The sequence below is a fragment of the Streptomyces pactum genome (assembly GCF_016031615.1).
GTDB lineage: Bacteria > Actinomycetota > Actinomycetes > Streptomycetales > Streptomycetaceae > Streptomyces > Streptomyces pactus.
The window spans coordinates 353,329-368,091 of sequence record NZ_JACYXC010000002.1 but is presented as its reverse complement, the minus strand read 5'-3'; the positions used below and the strand labels follow the sequence as shown (position 1 = coordinate 368,091).

At 77.0% G+C, this 14,763-nt stretch carries 11 protein-coding genes; 8 read left to right on the top strand and 3 right to left on the bottom strand.

The features are described 5' to 3' along the window. Nucleotides 1–138 precede the first annotated feature (138 nt). A complete protein-coding gene (locus IHE55_RS29820; RefSeq protein WP_197992520.1) occupies nucleotides 139–1,971 on the top strand; it encodes an ABC transporter ATP-binding protein in 1,833 nt (610 codons plus the stop codon). Nucleotides 1,972–2,251: 280 nt separating this feature from the next. Then, nucleotides 2,252–3,967, top strand: coding sequence for an ABC transporter ATP-binding protein (locus tag IHE55_RS29815; protein WP_197992519.1), 1,716 nt, complete (start codon nucleotides 2,252–2,254; stop codon nucleotides 3,965–3,967). A gap of 348 nt (nucleotides 3,968–4,315) precedes the next feature. On the opposite strand, the gene add is transcribed toward IHE55_RS29815, so the two are convergent. After that, nucleotides 4,316–5,263, bottom strand: coding sequence for an adenosine deaminase (gene add / locus IHE55_RS29810; RefSeq protein WP_307826947.1), 948 nt, complete (start codon nucleotides 5,261–5,263; stop codon nucleotides 4,316–4,318). 495 nt (nucleotides 5,264–5,758) lie between these two features. Here add and IHE55_RS29805 point away from each other — a divergent pair, with 495 nt between their 5' ends. Next, nucleotides 5,759–6,178 carry an ASCH domain-containing protein gene (locus IHE55_RS29805; protein WP_197992518.1) on the top strand — a complete coding sequence of 140 codons (420 nt, stop codon included), beginning with the start codon at nucleotides 5,759–5,761 and terminating at the stop codon, nucleotides 6,176–6,178. 760 nt (nucleotides 6,179–6,938) lie between these two features. Here the strand turns inward: IHE55_RS29805 and IHE55_RS29800 are convergent. Further along, entirely contained in the window at nucleotides 6,939–8,096 is a 1,158-nt protein-coding gene (locus IHE55_RS29800; RefSeq protein WP_197992517.1) for an FAD-dependent monooxygenase, read from the bottom strand. Between the two features lie 87 nt (nucleotides 8,097–8,183). On the opposite strand from IHE55_RS29800, the gene IHE55_RS29795 reads away from it, so the two are divergent. Next, on the top strand, nucleotides 8,184–8,741 hold the full coding sequence (locus IHE55_RS29795; RefSeq protein WP_197992516.1) for a TetR/AcrR family transcriptional regulator: 558 nt from the start codon (nucleotides 8,184–8,186) through the stop codon (nucleotides 8,739–8,741). 131 nt (nucleotides 8,742–8,872) lie between these two features. Here IHE55_RS29795 and yczE read toward each other — a convergent pair whose 3' ends face one another. Continuing rightward, nucleotides 8,873–9,562 carry a membrane protein YczE gene (yczE, locus tag IHE55_RS29790; protein ID WP_443742632.1) on the bottom strand — a complete coding sequence of 230 codons (690 nt, stop codon included), beginning with the start codon at nucleotides 9,560–9,562 and terminating at the stop codon, nucleotides 8,873–8,875. A 566-nt stretch (nucleotides 9,563–10,128) separates the two neighbouring features. Here yczE and yczR point away from each other — a divergent pair. From yczR to IHE55_RS29770, 4 genes are all read left to right on the top strand, one after another. Further along, complete coding sequence (yczR, locus tag IHE55_RS29785) at nucleotides 10,129–11,616, top strand: MocR-like transcription factor YczR (RefSeq protein ID WP_197992515.1); 1,488 nt, start codon at nucleotides 10,129–10,131, stop codon at nucleotides 11,614–11,616. A 377-nt stretch (nucleotides 11,617–11,993) separates the two neighbouring features. Next, complete coding sequence (locus tag IHE55_RS29780; protein WP_197992514.1) at nucleotides 11,994–12,539, top strand: hypothetical protein; 546 nt, start codon at nucleotides 11,994–11,996, stop codon at nucleotides 12,537–12,539. 424 nt (nucleotides 12,540–12,963) lie between these two features. Next, nucleotides 12,964–13,326, top strand: coding sequence for a YciI family protein (locus tag IHE55_RS29775; RefSeq protein WP_197992513.1), 363 nt, complete (start codon nucleotides 12,964–12,966; stop codon nucleotides 13,324–13,326). After that, nucleotides 13,323–14,618, top strand: coding sequence for an RNA polymerase sigma factor (locus IHE55_RS29770; RefSeq protein ID WP_197992512.1), 1,296 nt, complete (start codon nucleotides 13,323–13,325; stop codon nucleotides 14,616–14,618). Before IHE55_RS29775 ends, IHE55_RS29770 begins: the two co-directional genes overlap by 4 nt. Nucleotides 14,619–14,763: the final 145 nt, after the last annotated feature.

Here is a 14,763-nt window from a genome sequence, read left to right as displayed (position 1 = left end):
CCGGTCGCGGGTGCTGTGCCCGTGCCCGGCCGGTCCACCCTCGGCGGCCACCGGCGCCCCGGGCCGGCGGCCCGGCTCCCCGGTGGCCCGCCGGCCCGCGCCCCACTCCCCCACGGGATCGACGAAGACGAGAGGACGATGACCCCCACCGAGCTCGCCGAGGCGAGACACCAGGCCACCCGGCCACCGCGGAACACCGGTTCCGCCCCTGCGGACGCCTCCGAGGGGCACGGCACGGCAGCGCTGCTGCGCCCCTACGCGGGACGCTTCGCGACCGTGGTCGTCCTCCAGGTCGTCGGCGCGGTGGCCGGACTGGCGCCGCTGCTGGCGGTCGTCGAGCTGGGCCGCACCCTGCTCGCGCCCGGACCCGTCGATCACGGCAACGTCCGGCTCACCGTGGTCGCCGGCGCGGCCGGCCTGGCCGTCCGGCTGCTGTGCACCGGCGCCGCGGCGGCGGTCGGCCACCTGCTCGACGCGGAGGTCCAGCTGGCCCTCCGCCGGCGGCTCGCCGCCCACCTAGGGCGGGTGCCGATCGGCTGGCTCTCCCGCCGCCGCGGCGGTGAACTGGCCAAGCTGGTGGGCGAGGACGTCGGCGCCGTGCACCCGCTCATCGCCCACACCCCCGGCGAGCTGGTCTCCGCCTTCGTCGTCCCGCTGGTGTCGCTGGTCTACCTGTTCACCGTGGACTGGCGGCTGACGCTGATCACCCTGGTCCCGGTGGTCGCGGCGGTGGCGCTGGTCCCGCTGATGATGACCCCGGCCCGGCTGCGCGAGCAGGCCGACTTCGACGCGGCGATGGCGCGGATCGCCGGCTCCGCCGTGGAGTTCGTCCAGGGCATCGCGGTGGTCAAGGCCTTCGGCGGGGGCGAGAGCGCCCACCGCGAGTTCCGCGACGCCGCCGACGACTTCGTCGCCGTCTTCCGCCGCTGGGTGCACGGGATCTCCCCGATCGCCGCCGCGATGCAACTGCTCCTCTCACCCCCGTTCGTCCTCCTCACCGTGGCCACCGGCGGCACGGCGCTGATCACCGGCGGCGGGATGGCCGCGGCCGATCTGCTGCCGTTCCTGCTGCTGGGGCTGGGGCTGACCGCCCCGGTGGCGGCGCTCGGGCACGGTTTCGACGAGGTGCAGGCCGCCCGTCGCGCGGCCGCCCGGATCCGGGAGGTGCTCGCCGTGCCGCCGCTCGCGGAACCGGAACACCCGGTCGCCCCGAACGGCCACCGGGTGGAGCTGCGCGGCGTCCGCTTCGCCTACGAACCCGGCCGCGAGGTGCTGCGCGGCATCGACCTGGTGCTGGAACCCGGCACGGTCACCGCGCTCGTCGGCCCGTCGGGGAGCGGCAAGTCCACCCTGGTGCAACTGCTGCCGCGGTTCTTCGACCCCACCGACGGCACGGTCCGGCTCGGTGGCGTCGATCTGCGCCGGCTGGGCGGCCGGGAGCTGTACCGGCACGTCTCCTTCGTGTTCCAGGACGTCCGGCTGCTGCGTGCCTCGGTCGCGGAGAACATCGCGCTGGCGGTGCCGGACGCGGACCGGGAGGAGGTGGTGCGTGCCGCCCGGCTGGCCGGCATCCACGACCGCGTCACCGAACTCCCGCACGGCTACGAGACGGTCCTGGGCGAGGAGGCCCGGCTGTCGGGCGGTGAGGCGCAGCGGGTCGCGCTCGCCCGCGCGCTGCTGTCCGAGGCTCCCGTCCTGGTGCTCGACGAGGCGACGTCCTTCGCCGACCCGCACACCGAACGGGCGGTGCGCCGGGCCCTGGAGACGCTGCGCGGGGACCGGACGGTCCTGGTCATCGCCCACCGCCCGGAGACCATCGCCGGCGCCGACACCGTCGCGGTGCTGGAGGACGGGGTGATCGTCGAACAGGGCCGGCCCGCCGACCTGCTCGACGCCGGTGGCAGGCTCGCCGGTCTGTGGCACTCCCGGCACACCGCGGACCCCTCGGGGGAAGGTGAGCGGCGGTGCTGACGCAAGGTCAGGTCCGCCCGGTGGGCCGCGCCTCCGGGCCGGCGCGGGGCATGGCGACGCCGCGGGCGGGACGGGGCGCCGGACGCCTCCGGCGCAGCGGCGCGGCCGGCTCCCCGGGAACGGTCCGTCCGCGGCCCGCCCGGCTCCGCCCCGCCGGCCGGGGCGCACCGGGAACGGGACGCCGGTGGCCGGCCGCCCGCGGAGGGGCGCTCGCCGCCGCCCCGTACGACCAGATCTTCGTGCGCCGGCCCCAGGGCGCACGGCAAGGAGACGACCCACGATGATCCGCGTACTGCTGTCCGTACTGGGCCACCGGTACTCCCGCCCGCTGCGCCGCACCCTCGCACTGATGACGGCGGCCGCGGTCGTCGAGGGCCTGTCCTACGCGCTGCTGGTGCCCGTGCTGCGGGAACTGCTCGGCGACACGCCCGAGGACGCCTGGCCGTGGCTGGGCGCGTTCGGGGCCGCGGTGGCGGCCTTCGCCGTGCTGCGGTACCTCGGCGACCTGTCGGGATTCCGCGTCGGGACCGCGCTGCTGCGCGGGGTGTACCACCGCCTGGGGGACCATCTGGCCCGGCTGCCGATCGGCTGGTTCGGCCCCGCCCGAGTCGGCGAGGTGTCCGCGCTGGCCGGTCAGGGGGTGCTCCAGGCGATGAGTGTGATCGCGCACCTGCTGGCACCGTTCGTCTCCGCAGCCGTGACGCCGCTGACGATCGTCGCCGTGATCCTCGCCTGTGACTGGCGGCTGGGGCTGGTCGCGCTGGCCGCGGTCCCCCTGGTGGCGGTGATCCAGGTGCTGACCGCGCGGGCGACGGCCGCCGAGGACGCCGAGCGCGCCGCACGTGACCGCGAGGCCACCGGCCGGGTCGTCGAATACCTGCGGGCCCAGCCGGTGCTGCGCGCCGGCGGCCGGACCACCGAGCGTTTCGGGCTGCTGGACGACGCCCTGCGGCAGGTCCGGCGCGCCGCGCGCCGCTCCACGCTGTCCACGCTGCCCGGTGCGCTGGGGCTGACGCTGACCGTGCAGGCGGTGTTCACCGCCGTGCTGGCGCTGGGCGCGTACCTGGCCCTCGACGGTGACGTCGGGGCCGCGGAGCTGCTGACGGTCCTGGTGCTGGCCGCCCGGTGCGCGGACCCGCTGCTGTCGCTGGCGGAGCTGGGCGGCAAGCTGCGCGGCGCACGGGGTGAACTGGCCCGGCTGGACGCGGTGCTGCGCACCGAGCCGCTGCCCCAGGCGGCCCGCCCGGTACGGCCCGCCGGCCACGGCGTGGAGTTCGCGTCGGTCACCTTCCGCCGCGGCGGGCGCACCGTGTTCGACGGCCTCTCGCTGTCCGTTCCGCAGGGGCAGCGGCTCGCCGTGGTCGGGCCGTCGGGTGCGGGCAAGACCACCCTGCTGCACCTGCTCGCCCGGTTCCACGACGTGGACGGGGGCGCGGTCCGGGTCGGCGGGGCGGACGTCCGCGAGATCGGCACGCCGGAGCTGATGGCGCACTTCGCCATCGTCTTCCAGGACGTGTACCTCTTCGACGGCACCATCGAGGAGAACGTGCGCCTGGGCCGTCCCGGTGCGACCGGCGCCGAGGTGCGGGCGGCCGCGGCCGCGGCCCGCCTGGACGAGGTGGTCGAGCGGCTGCCCGAGGGGTGGGCGACGCGCGTCGGCGAGGGCGGAGCGCGTCTGTCGGGTGGCGAGCGCCAGCGGGTCTCGATCGCCCGCGCCCTGCTGAAGGACGCGCCGATCGTGCTGCTGGACGAGGTCACCTCCGCGCTGGACCCGGTGGGTGAGGCGGCCGTGCACGCCGGTGTCGAGCGTCTGATGGCGGGGCGGACGGTGGTGATGGTGGCGCACCGGATGCGCACCGTCCAGCACGCCGACCGCATCGTCTTCCTCGACTCCGGCCGTGTCGTCGAGGACGGCACCCACCAGGAACTGCTGCGCCGGGGCGGCCGCTACGCCGACTTCTGGGACCTGTCCCTGGCTCCCTCGGCCGACGGGTGAGCACCGGCGGGCCGGCGGACGGTCCCGCCGGCCCGGCGGGTACGGGGGGCGACGGGGGCGGGGGGCGGGGGGCGACGGAGGCGGGGGGCCCGGTGGACGGGCCCCGGCACAGCGGCGGATGGCTGCGGGGGCGACGGGTGCGGGTGCGGGGGCGGGGCGGCGGGGGCCCGGTGGACGGGCCCCGGCCCACCGGTGGACGGGCCCCGGCCCACCGGCGGACGGGCCCCGGCGCACCGGTGGGGCGTTCCGCCGCGTTCGGGTGGGTGCGGGAGCGGGTCCGGTCGTCGGGGGTTCCGTTCCCGCCACCGCCCCTCCTGCCGGTGCGGTGCGACGGCGGCGGCGTGCTCGTCAGCTGTCCAGCCACCGGTCGATCTCGGCGTGGATGCGGGTCTTCAGCTCGTCCGGCGCGAAGCCGGCCTCGACCGAGGCCCGGGCCAGGCCGGCCAGCTCGGCGTCGTCGAAGCCGTGGATCTCCCGGGCGCGCCGGTACTCCGCGGCCAGGTCGGTCTCCCCGTCGGTGTTCAGGGTGACCACCAGACCGGCTTCGACCAGGCGCCGCAGCGGGTGTTCGGCCGGCGAGGGCACCAGCCCGAGCAGCACGTTGGAGAACGGGCAGACCTCCAGCGGCACCCGGCGCCGGCGCAGTTCGGCGACCAGATCCGGGTCGTCCAGCACCCGGATGCCGTGGCCGATCCGCTCCGCGTGCCCGACCGTCAGCACTTCCCGGATGCTCGCCGGCCCGGCCGTCTCCCCCGCGTGGTGCACCAGGTGGAGCCCCGCCTCGCGGGCGGCCTGGAGCACCTCGGCGAAGGGGGCGGCCGGGTAGGCCTCGTCCCCCGCCAGGCCGAGGGCGACCACCTGCGGGTACCGGTCGGCGAGGCGGAGGCTGTGCCACAGCCGTTCGACGGAGCGCCGGCGGGAGTGGTCGAGGATCACCCGGGTCCGGATGCCGTACCGCTCGGCTCCGGCGGCCAGGCCCTCCAGCACCGCTTCCAGCGGCATCAACGGATCGCCCAGGCGCTCGCCGTGGGACGCCGCGGTGAAGGTGACCTCCGCGTAGCGGACGCCCTGGGCCGCTTCGTCCTGGCAGAACTCCTCGGCGATCCGGCGGAAGTGTCCGGGCTCGCGGAGCAGCCCGCGTACCCGGGCCCGCTGGTCGGCGAACTCCCGGAAACTGGTGAACGGCCGGTCCTGGACCGGTGGCTCACCGCCCAGCTCCCGGATCGTGGCGGGGCGGACCGTACTCTCCAGGTGGGTGTGGAGATGGGCCTTGGGCAGCAGGCGGAGGTCTCTCACGGCGTCACTTTCCGGTCTGTTCCAGGGGCGGGGACGGGCCGGCCGGGCCGGCGGCCCTCCCCCGGTGACTGGGGGTGGGCCGCCGGTGGCCGGCACGGGGAGCCGGCGTGGTCCCGGAGGCGTCCCGCAGGGCGGCGGCGCCCGTGTACCGCGCGGGCACGCCGGGCATGTCACCGCCTGCCGTCGCACGTCCGGTGCTCCGGGGTGCCGGACCTGTGCAGTCTTCCTGATCTTCGTGGCCCGCGGCAGGGGGGACTCACGCCAGATGATCCCAGGACCGGGCCGGCGCCGACGGACCGGGGTGGGGCCCGCCGCGGCCGTGACCGCGGTCGCCGCGGGGCCGGGCGGGCCGGGACGGGCCGGGGGATCGTCCGCCCGCCGCGGTACCGGCCCCGGCCGGTACGGCTACGAGGGTGCGGCCACGGCGGTGCGGCCGGCGGGTTGCGGTGACCGCGGCGTGGGCGTCGCGGCCTCCCGGGCGGTAGCCTGCGCGGCATGACGCTCGATGATCTCCCGGTGGCGGAGTTCGCCTTCCCCGGGCCGCTGCGGGACCGGTTGGTCGCCGCGATCCTGTCCGGGGCCAAGACCGCCACCTCCGCGCTGGTACTGGGATACGAGCGTGCGGGTGAGCCGTTTCCCGAGGTCGGTCAACGGCAGGCCGTGGTCGATTCCGACGGGCGGCGGGTCGCGGTGATCGAGATGACCGAGGTCCGGGTGGTCCGGCTCGGCGACGTCGACCTGCGGCACGCCCTCGACGAGGGGGAGGGCGACACGTCGGTGGCCGAGTGGCGGGCCGGGCACGAGACCTTCTGGCACAGCCCCGAGCTGCGCGCGGAGTTGGGCGACCCCGATTTCACCGTCGATGACGACACCCTGGTGCTGGCCCAGCGGTTCCGGCTGGTGGACACGGTCTGAGACCTGCGGGCCGGCGGCGGCCGCACCGCCGGCGGCTGCCCGGGGCAGGCGTGTCGCCGGCGCCCGCGGGTCGGGGCCAGGACGGCCGCCGGGCACAGCTCCGGCACCATCGCGGCGAACGGCCGGGCGGCCGCCGGCCGGCCGCCGCGGCCGGGGAGCCGGCGCGGGGAGCTGGCACGCGGAGCCGGCGCCGATGGCAGGGGCGCCCGTCCCGAGGTGGATGATGGAGAGGACGCCGGGGAGCACGTCCGTGACCCGGACCTCCGGGGCGGCCCGGGCCGGTCGACCTCGGCGACGCCTCCGTGGCAGGGTCCCTGGCCGGCCTCGGAGGACGGCGAGCCCTTGGCCCGCCTCGGGCGGTCACCGTCACACGCCCGCACCGGCGCGCGACTCAATTCCCCTTCTCCGTCCGCCCCGTGGCATCGGGACGCCGCGGCGCAGCGGGGTCCGGCAGCGCGGTGCCCGGCTCCGCCACCACCGGCGGTAGTGGCCGGCGGCGACCGGTTCCCCGTGGCTGCCGTGGCCGGTGAGCCGGCGCCCGGCACCGGTCCGGGCGGCGGCCCGGGTGCCGGTCCGTGGCCGGGGGCCGGTGCCGGTCCCGCCGAGGGACGAGTCGCCGGGCCGGAGCGGGCGGACTGGCGCAGGCCGCCACGCCCCGGCACAGCGGGCGAGCACCCCCGGCCGCATGTTCCGCCGGGCCCCACATCCCCTCGGCCCGTCGGTCCGCACGTCCCGCCGGGGCGGGCGGCCGTGGGCCCGCTCAGCCCAGGCTCGGCGCCGTCCAGTCGGCGTGGCGCAGGATGGCCCGGATGGTGACGCGGGACGGGGCCAGCCGCATGGCCGTGTTGCGTGCGGCGACCGCCACGGGGTGGGCGAGCTGCTGTCCCATCCGGCCGGCCTGGCGCGCCGCGCGGGCGACCGACTGGCTGCGCGGGCGGCGTTCGGCGTCGTAGCGGGTGAGGGCGGACGCGACGGTGGGTTCACCGGCGAGCGCAGCGGCCAGGGTCGCGGCGTCCTCCAGTGCCTGGCAGGCGCCCTGGCCCAGGTTCGGCGTCATGGCGTGGGCGGCGTCACCAAGCAGCGCGACCCGGCCGGCGACGAACGCGGGCAGCGGGGTCACCAGTTCGTGGATGTCGTGGTGGAGGACGGCCTCGGGCCGGGTCGCGTCCAGCAGCGCGGGGATCGGATCGTGCCAGCCGCCGAAGCGGCGCCGCATCACGGCCAGGGCGTCCGGATACCGTACGCCGGGCGGCGAGTTGAGCACCGCGTGCCACTCGGCCCGGCCGTCGGTGAAGGCGATGTGGCCGAACTCCGCGCCTCTGCCCCAGGTCAGTTCGAAGTCGGTGCGCAGGTCCACCGGACGCTCGGTGATGGCGCGCAGTACCGTCGAACCGCTGTAGGCGGGGCCGGGGTGCCCGGGGAACAGCTGGGTGCGCAGCCGGCTGCGCACGCCGTCGGCCGCCACGACGAGATCCGCTTCCAGCACCTCCCCGCCGACCCGCACCCGCGCCTTCCCGGGGCCGGTGTCCTCGACCGCCTCCGCCTCGGCTCCGACCAGCAGGGATGTCGGAGGCAGGACGTCGCGCAGCAGGCCGTGCAGTACGGCTCGCGGAATTCCGACGATGGGTGAGCCCAGTTCGCGTTCGAGCGCGGCTCCGTCCATGGCGGCCAGCCGGCCGCCGTCCGGGGTGCGGGTGCCGCCGGTGTACTGCGGGCGCGCCGCCGCCCGCACCCCCGCGCCCACGCCGAGGGCGTCGAGCGCGCGCAGGCCGTTGGCGTGCAGGGAGATGCCCGCGCCGCCGTCGGCCAGGGAGGCGGCCCGTTCGACGACCTTCACCTCCCAGCCGATGCGCCGCAGGCCGATCGCGGCGGCCAGTCCGCCGATGCCACCGCCGACGACTATCGCGTCGTGACCCATACCGGTCCTCCTCCACGTTCCGTGCCATCCGTTTCTACAGATGTAGAAGGAGCGTACTCCCGGCCTCTACAGGTGTAGAAAGGGAGGGTGCCCACCGACCGACGCACCCTGCTCGCCGACGCGGCCGTCACCGTGCTCGCCGAGGCGGGGATACGAGGACTCACCCACCGCGCCGTGGACCGGGCGGCGAACCTGCCGCCCGGTACCACGTCGGCCTACTTCCGCACCCGGCAGGCGCTGCTGACCGCGCTGGTCCGGCATCTGGTCGCGCTGGACCAGGCGGAGCTGGCGGAGGCCGCGGCCCGGGCGCCGGCGCCGCGGGACGCCGGTGAACTGGCGGCGGAGATCGCCGGGCTCGCCGCGCGGCGCCTGACCGGGGACGGCCGGCGCCGCTCCCTCGCCCGCTACGCGTGCGCGATCGAGAGCGTGCACCATCCGGAGTTGCGGGAGATCCTCGTGCCGCGCGAGAACCGGGCCCGGCGGACCGTGTGCGACTTCCTCGCCGCGCACGGCGCCGTGGACCCCGAGGAGCGGACGGTGACCCTGCTGACCTGTGTCGACGGCCTGGTCTTCGACCGTTTGGTGAACGGTGGGAGCGTGTGCGTCGAAGAGGTCCGGCGACTGGTGGTGGCGGCGCTGCGCTGAGCCGGGTCCCGGCTGCGGTGGGGCCGCCCACACCGGGAGCCGGCCGGATCCCCCGCGCCGGGCGCCGGCCGGATCCGCCGCGCCGCCGGGGCGGGCCGCTGTCCCGTCATCCCCCGCAGGTCCCGGGAGCCCTACGGCGCCGCCGCGTTCCGGCGGACGGGTGCTGCCGCCCCCGCGCGGTCCGGCTCTCCGTCGGCCTCCGCCACGCCGAGGTCGGCGGGACTCCGGTAGGCGAACCGGGGCACGAAGAACTGGGTGATGGGGCCGACCGCGAGCGCGTACAGCACGGTGCCCGCGCCCACGCCGCCGCCGAGGAGCCAGCCCCCGGCGAGCACGGTGATCTCGATCACGGTGCGGACCAGGCGCAGGGAGCGCCCGGTCACGGCGGCCGCACCGGTCATCAGCCCGTCCCGGGGCCCGGGCCCGTAGCGCGCGCCGACGTAGACGGCGACGGAGAGTCCGTTGAGGAGGACGCCGGCGGCCAGCAGGCCGGCCCGGGCCGGGAGGCCGAGGTGCTGGGGGACGAGCCGCAGGCCGAGGTCCGCGGAGCACGCCAGGACGGCGACGTTGGCGAAGGTGCCGAACGTCGGTCGCTGCCGGAGGGGGATCCACAGCAGCAGCACCAGCACGCCGACGACGGCGCTGACCGTGCCGAAACTCATGGAGGTGTGGTGCCCCACCCCCTCGTACAGCACGCTCCAGGGGTTGACCCCCAGTGCGGCCCGGACCATCAGCGCGAGGCTGAATCCGTACAGCGCGAGCCCGAGGCACAGCCGCGGGAGCCGGCGGAGGGGCCGCTCGGCGAGCGGGACGTAGGTCAGGGGCGGTGACGGCGGACGCGCCCCGCGTCCGGGCGGGACCGCGGCGGCGGCTGCCGCGGCGGCGGCTGCCGCGGCGGTGGTGCGCGGATGGCCGGTGTCGCGGGCGGGGCCGGTACGAAGGGACGGGGCGCTGCGGGCGGGGCCGCTGCCGGACCTCGGCGGCGCCGGCGCGGGGGCCGGGACCCGGCGGGCACCGGCCCCGGGCGCGGTCCGGCCGGGGTCCGGCGGTGTGCGGACGGCGGCGGGTTCCGCGCGACGGTGCCGGCCCCCGGGCTGCTGCCCGGGCTCGTGCCCGTCGTGGCCGCCGGGCCGGTTCCCCGACCCGTGCCCATGGTGCTGCCCGGACTCGTGCCCGTGCTGCTGCCCGGGCTCGTGCCCGTCGTGGCCGCCGGGCCGGTTCCCGGGCCCGCCGCCGTGATGGCGGTTCCCGTGCCGGCGGGGCCGCGTGCCGTCCGCCCGCCGTCCGTCGTCCCCGTCGGCCGCGGTGTGCTGGTGTGTCGGTGCCATGGGCGAGGAGTCTGTACAGTGATCGGCTTCCCCAGCATGGCCAATTCCGGGAGAGTGGTATGGCCGACTCGTCCCCGTCCCGCCCGGCGGAGACACCGGACCGTTCGCCACGGACCCTGGGCAGCCGGCAGCTCGCCGCCCTGCTGCCGGACCCGGCGGAGGTGAGGCCGGCCTACCGTCACCTGGCGCGGGCCATCAGCGCGCTGATCACGGACGGCCGGATCGCCCTGCACGTCCGGCTGCCGGCCGAGCGGGAGCTGGCCACCGCGCTGGGCACCAGCCGGCCCACCGTCACCGCCGCCTACGATCTGCTCCGCGAGAGCGGGTACGCCCACAGCCGCCGGGGCTCGGGCACCTGGACGGCGCTGCCCGAGGGCACCGCCCCCAGCGGCGTCACCCGGGTCCTCGCTCCCCCGGACACCGCGATCGACCTGGCGCGGGCCGCCCCGGGCCTGCCGGAACACGTGCTGCGGGAGGCCCTTCTGCGGGCCGCGCCCGAGCTGGCCGCGCACGCGCACACCCCCGGCTACCACCCTTACGGCCTGCCGGCGCTCCGCGCCGCCGTCGCCGAGCGGTTCACCCGGCGGGGGCTGGCCACCGTGCCCGAGCAGGTCCTGGTGACCTCCGGCGCCCAGCACGCCCTCACCCTCGTCCTGGGGCTGCTGTCCCGGCCCGGCGACCGGGTCATGGTCGAGAGCCCGTCCTACCCGAACGCCCTGGAGGCGCTGCGCCGCGCCGGGCTCCGCCCGGTGTCCGTCCCGGTGACCGATGAGGGCTGGGACATCGAGATCACCGCGTCGACGCTGCGTCAGGTGGTGCCCCGGCTGGCGTATCTGATCCCCGACTTCCACAATCCCACCGGTGCCCTGATGCCCGCGGAGGGGCGGGTACGGGTCCTGGAGGCCGCCCGCCGCTCGGGCACCTGGCTGGTCATCGACGAGACGCTCGCCGGCCTGGCCCTCGACGTCCCGGCCCCGCAGCCCTTCGCCTGCCACGCCGGGCCCGGTGGGGCCGGCCGGGTCATCACCATCGGTTCGATGAGCAAGAGCTACTGGGCGGGCCTGCGCGTGGGCTGGCTGCGTGCGCCGGCGCGGCTGGTCACCGAGCTCGCCGGCCAGCGGATCGCCACCGACCTGGGAGGATCGGTCCTGGACCAGTTGCTGGCCCTCACCCTGCTGGACCGGGCGGCGGAGGTGCTGCCGCCCCGCATGGAGCAGCTGCGCGTACAGCGTGCGGCGCTGACCGCCGCCCTGACCGAGCACCTCCCGCGCTGGTCCTGGCGGGTGCCGCCCGGGGGCCTGTCGCTGTGGGCCGATCTGGGCGCGCCCGTCGCCCCGGAACTGGCCGAACGGGCGCTGGACCACGGCGTACGGATCGAGAGCGGCGCGTGCTTCGCGGCCGACCCGGGCCTGTTCGACCGGCGACTCCGCATCCCCTACACCGCTCCCCCAACCACCCTGCGCGAGGCCGTACGCCGCCTGGCCGCCGCGCTCGCCGACGGCCGTGCCCCCGCGCCGGCCACCCGGCGACCGCGCTGGATGGCCTGACTGCCGCACCGGCCCCGCCCCCGTGCCGGTCCCTGTCCTCCGCACCGGCCCCGCCCTCCGCGCCGGCCCGGTCCGGCGGGCGGCCGGCGCGGAGGACGGGACCACGGGGCGCGGTGGTCCCGGCCCGGCGGGCCGGGAGCCTCGGGCGGCGCACGGGCGGTGGCGTGGCCGGAGGTTCGCCGGTGGCGGTGCGCCGCGGGTCCGGCCGCACCCGAACCCCGGTCCCCGGCGGTCCACCGGGGCACGTCCCGGGCTGGGACGGGACCCGACCGTACCTCCACGGGGGCGCATCCATCGGGGTGATGTTCGGGCCGGACGTCTTCCCCCGGGGCCGCGCGGGCCCGGACGCTCGGGGCATCCGACCAGAGGGGGTCCTCATGACCGGCACCGTGCACCACCTCATCCGCGCCGGACGGCCCTGGGCGGTGGCGGCCCTGCTGCTGCCCGCCCTGGTGGCCACCGCGCCGGCGTCCGCGGAGGGGCCGCGGCCGACCGAGCCGTCCGCGGCCGCCATGAACTGTTTCGTCAACGGCGTGCGCCAGCCGGGGCCGGAGATCACCGGCACCGGGGGCGACGACGACATCGCCTGCGACGTGCTGGACCCCGGTGACGTGATCCACGGGCTGGGGGGCAACGACACCATCCAGGTCACCGACAACAACCACGGCGTGGTCAACGGCGAAGGCGGCGCGGACACCCTCTTCCTGCCCACCAACAGGGGGCTGGTGCAGGGCGGGGCCGGCGACGACCGCATCGACGTCAGGACCAACACCGGCCCGGACGGCGGCGCCCAGGGCCACATCCGGGGCGGTGACGGCGACGACACCATCACCGTGCTGCAGAACGCCGGACTGGTCGAGGGGAACGCCGGCTTCGACACCTGCTCGGTGACCACGGGCAACCTCCCGCTGTGTGAGGCGTAGCGAGCCCGCCACGGCGCCGACGGCCGCCGCCGGTCCGCAGGCGCCCGGCCCTACCGGCGGGACCCCGGGGCCCGGGGCCGGAACCCGCGCCGGTCTCCGTCACCGGCCGCCCGGGACGGCGGGGCGGGACGCCCCGGGGTCCCGGGCCGCCGGTCCCGTCCGCACGGTCCCGCCCGGGGTGGCGGGGCGCGTCCGCGCCGGACGGCGAGCCGGCCGCGCGCGGGCGGGACCGTGCCGGGGGTGGCCGGCGGGATCCTCGGGAACATAGGTTGATCACCGCCGTCACCTGGGCGTTCGGCGCCCGGCGGCGGCCGGGGAAGAAATTTCGAGGAAAGTCGCCGTGGGATGTCGAGGATCCGCGTCCCGCTCCGACTGAAGGGTGACAGCACGCCGTCGGGGCGTGCCGGACGGGGAGGACCCGAAGATGAAGTACGTCGCGATGATCTACGGCAACCAGGCCAAGTGGGACTCCTTCCCCGCCGAGGCGTGGCCGGAGGCGATCGCCCGGCAGGAGGCGTTCAACACCCGGTACCGGGAGAGCGGCGAACTGCTGGGCGCCTACGGTCTGGCGGACGCCGCCGCCGCCCGGCTGGTGCGGCGCGAGGACGGCGTCCCGGTCGTCACCGACGGGCCGTACCTGGAGACCAAGGAGTACATCGCCAGCTTCTACCTGCTGGAGTGCGAGAGCCTGGAGCGGGCGCAGCAGATCGCCGCGGACATGCCGTTCGCCGATGTGGAGCCGGTCGAGCTGTGGCCGGTGCTGCACGAGTCCTCGACGGACCTGTGAGCACCGGGCACCACGATGCCGGGGACCTGCTGCGCGAGCTGGCGCCGCAGGTCCTCGGCGCGCTCGTCCGCCGGTACGGCGTGTTCGACGCGTGCGAGGACGCGGTCCAGGAGGCGCTGCTGGCCGCCACGGTGCAGTGGCGCGAGACGGGACCGCCGGCCAGTCCGCGCGGCTGGCTGGTGGCCGTCGCCTCCCGCAAGCTGATCGACCAGATCCGCAGCGAGACGGCGCGCCGCCGCCGGGAGGACGCCCTGGCCCTGGCCACGCCGCAGTCCGCGCTGCTGGCTCCGGCCGCCGACGCGGTGTCCGCCACGGATCACGACGACTCCCTGGCCCTGCTGTTCCTGTGCTGCCATCCCGCGCTGTCCGCGCCGAGCCGGATCGCGCTGACCCTGCGCGCGGTGGGCGGCCTGACCACCGCGCAGATCGCGGCCGCCTTCCTGGTGCCCGAGGCCACGATGGCGCAGCGCATCAGCCGGGCCAAACAGACCGTCAGGACCGCCGGCACCCTTCCGGCGCCGCCGGAGGGACCGGAGTACGCCGCGCGGCTGGCCGAGGTCCGGCACGTGCTGTACCTGATTTTCAACGAGGGGTACACCGCCACCGGCGGCACCGAGCTGATGGCGCCGGAGCTGGCCACCGAGGCGATCCGGCTCACCCGGCTGCTGCGTCGCCTGGTGCCCGGGGACACCGAGACCGCGGGACTGCTCGCCCTGATGCTGCTGACCGACGCCCGGCGGCCGGCCCGCACCGACCCCCACGGCGAGCTGGTGCCCCTGGCGGAACAGGACCGCGGCCGGTGGGACCGCCGGCTCATCGCCGAAGGCGTGGAGTTGCTCGGCGCCACCCTGCCCCGCGGGCAGGTCGGGCCGTACCAGCTGCAGGCGGCCATCGCCGCCGTGCACGACGAGGCCGAGCACCCCGACGCCACCGACTGGCCGCAGATCCTGGCACTGTACGACCTGCTGGAACGGTGCGGGCCGAACCCGGTGGTCGCGCTCAACCGCGTCGTCGCGGTCGCCATGGTGCACGGGCCGGCCGCCGGTCTGGAACTGCTGGCGGAGGCGGCGGACGACAAGCGCCTGGCGGGCCACCACCGGCTGCACGCCGTCCGCGGCCACCTGCTGGAGATGCTGGGCGAGCGTGAGGCCGCCGCGCGCGCCTACCGGGAGGCCGCCCGCCGCGCCACCGCCGTCCCCGAACGTCGCCACCTCACCCGGCGCGCCGACCACCTCGGCGCGGCTTGGCACCCGTCGCCGGCCCCCACCGGCGCGGGCGGCGGACCGGTCTGACGCCGCGACGGGCCGGCCCCACCGTCCCCCGCCGACCTCCCCGCCCGTCGCCGGCCGGCCCTCCCCGGCCGGCGACGGGCGGTCGGTGTTCCCCCGGCCGGCACCCGCCCACCGGTCGGCTCCCCGTTCCCGGCCGAAGATCGAT

Coding starts and splice junctions, on each gene's coding strand:
- IHE55_RS29820 (WP_197992520.1), top strand. CDS start 139: ATGACCCCCACCGAGCTCGCCGAGGCGAGACACCAGGCCACCCGGCCA.
- IHE55_RS29815 (WP_197992519.1), top strand. CDS start 2,252: ATGATCCGCGTACTGCTGTCCGTACTGGGCCACCGGTACTCCCGCCCG.
- IHE55_RS29805 (WP_197992518.1), top strand. CDS start 5,759: ATGACGCTCGATGATCTCCCGGTGGCGGAGTTCGCCTTCCCCGGGCCG.
- IHE55_RS29800 (WP_197992517.1), bottom strand. CDS start 8,096: ATGGGTCACGACGCGATAGTCGTCGGCGGTGGCATCGGCGGACTGGCC.
- yczR (WP_197992515.1), top strand. CDS start 10,129: ATGGCCGACTCGTCCCCGTCCCGCCCGGCGGAGACACCGGACCGTTCG.
- IHE55_RS29780 (WP_197992514.1), top strand. CDS start 11,994: ATGACCGGCACCGTGCACCACCTCATCCGCGCCGGACGGCCCTGGGCG.
- IHE55_RS29775 (WP_197992513.1), top strand. CDS start 12,964: ATGAAGTACGTCGCGATGATCTACGGCAACCAGGCCAAGTGGGACTCC.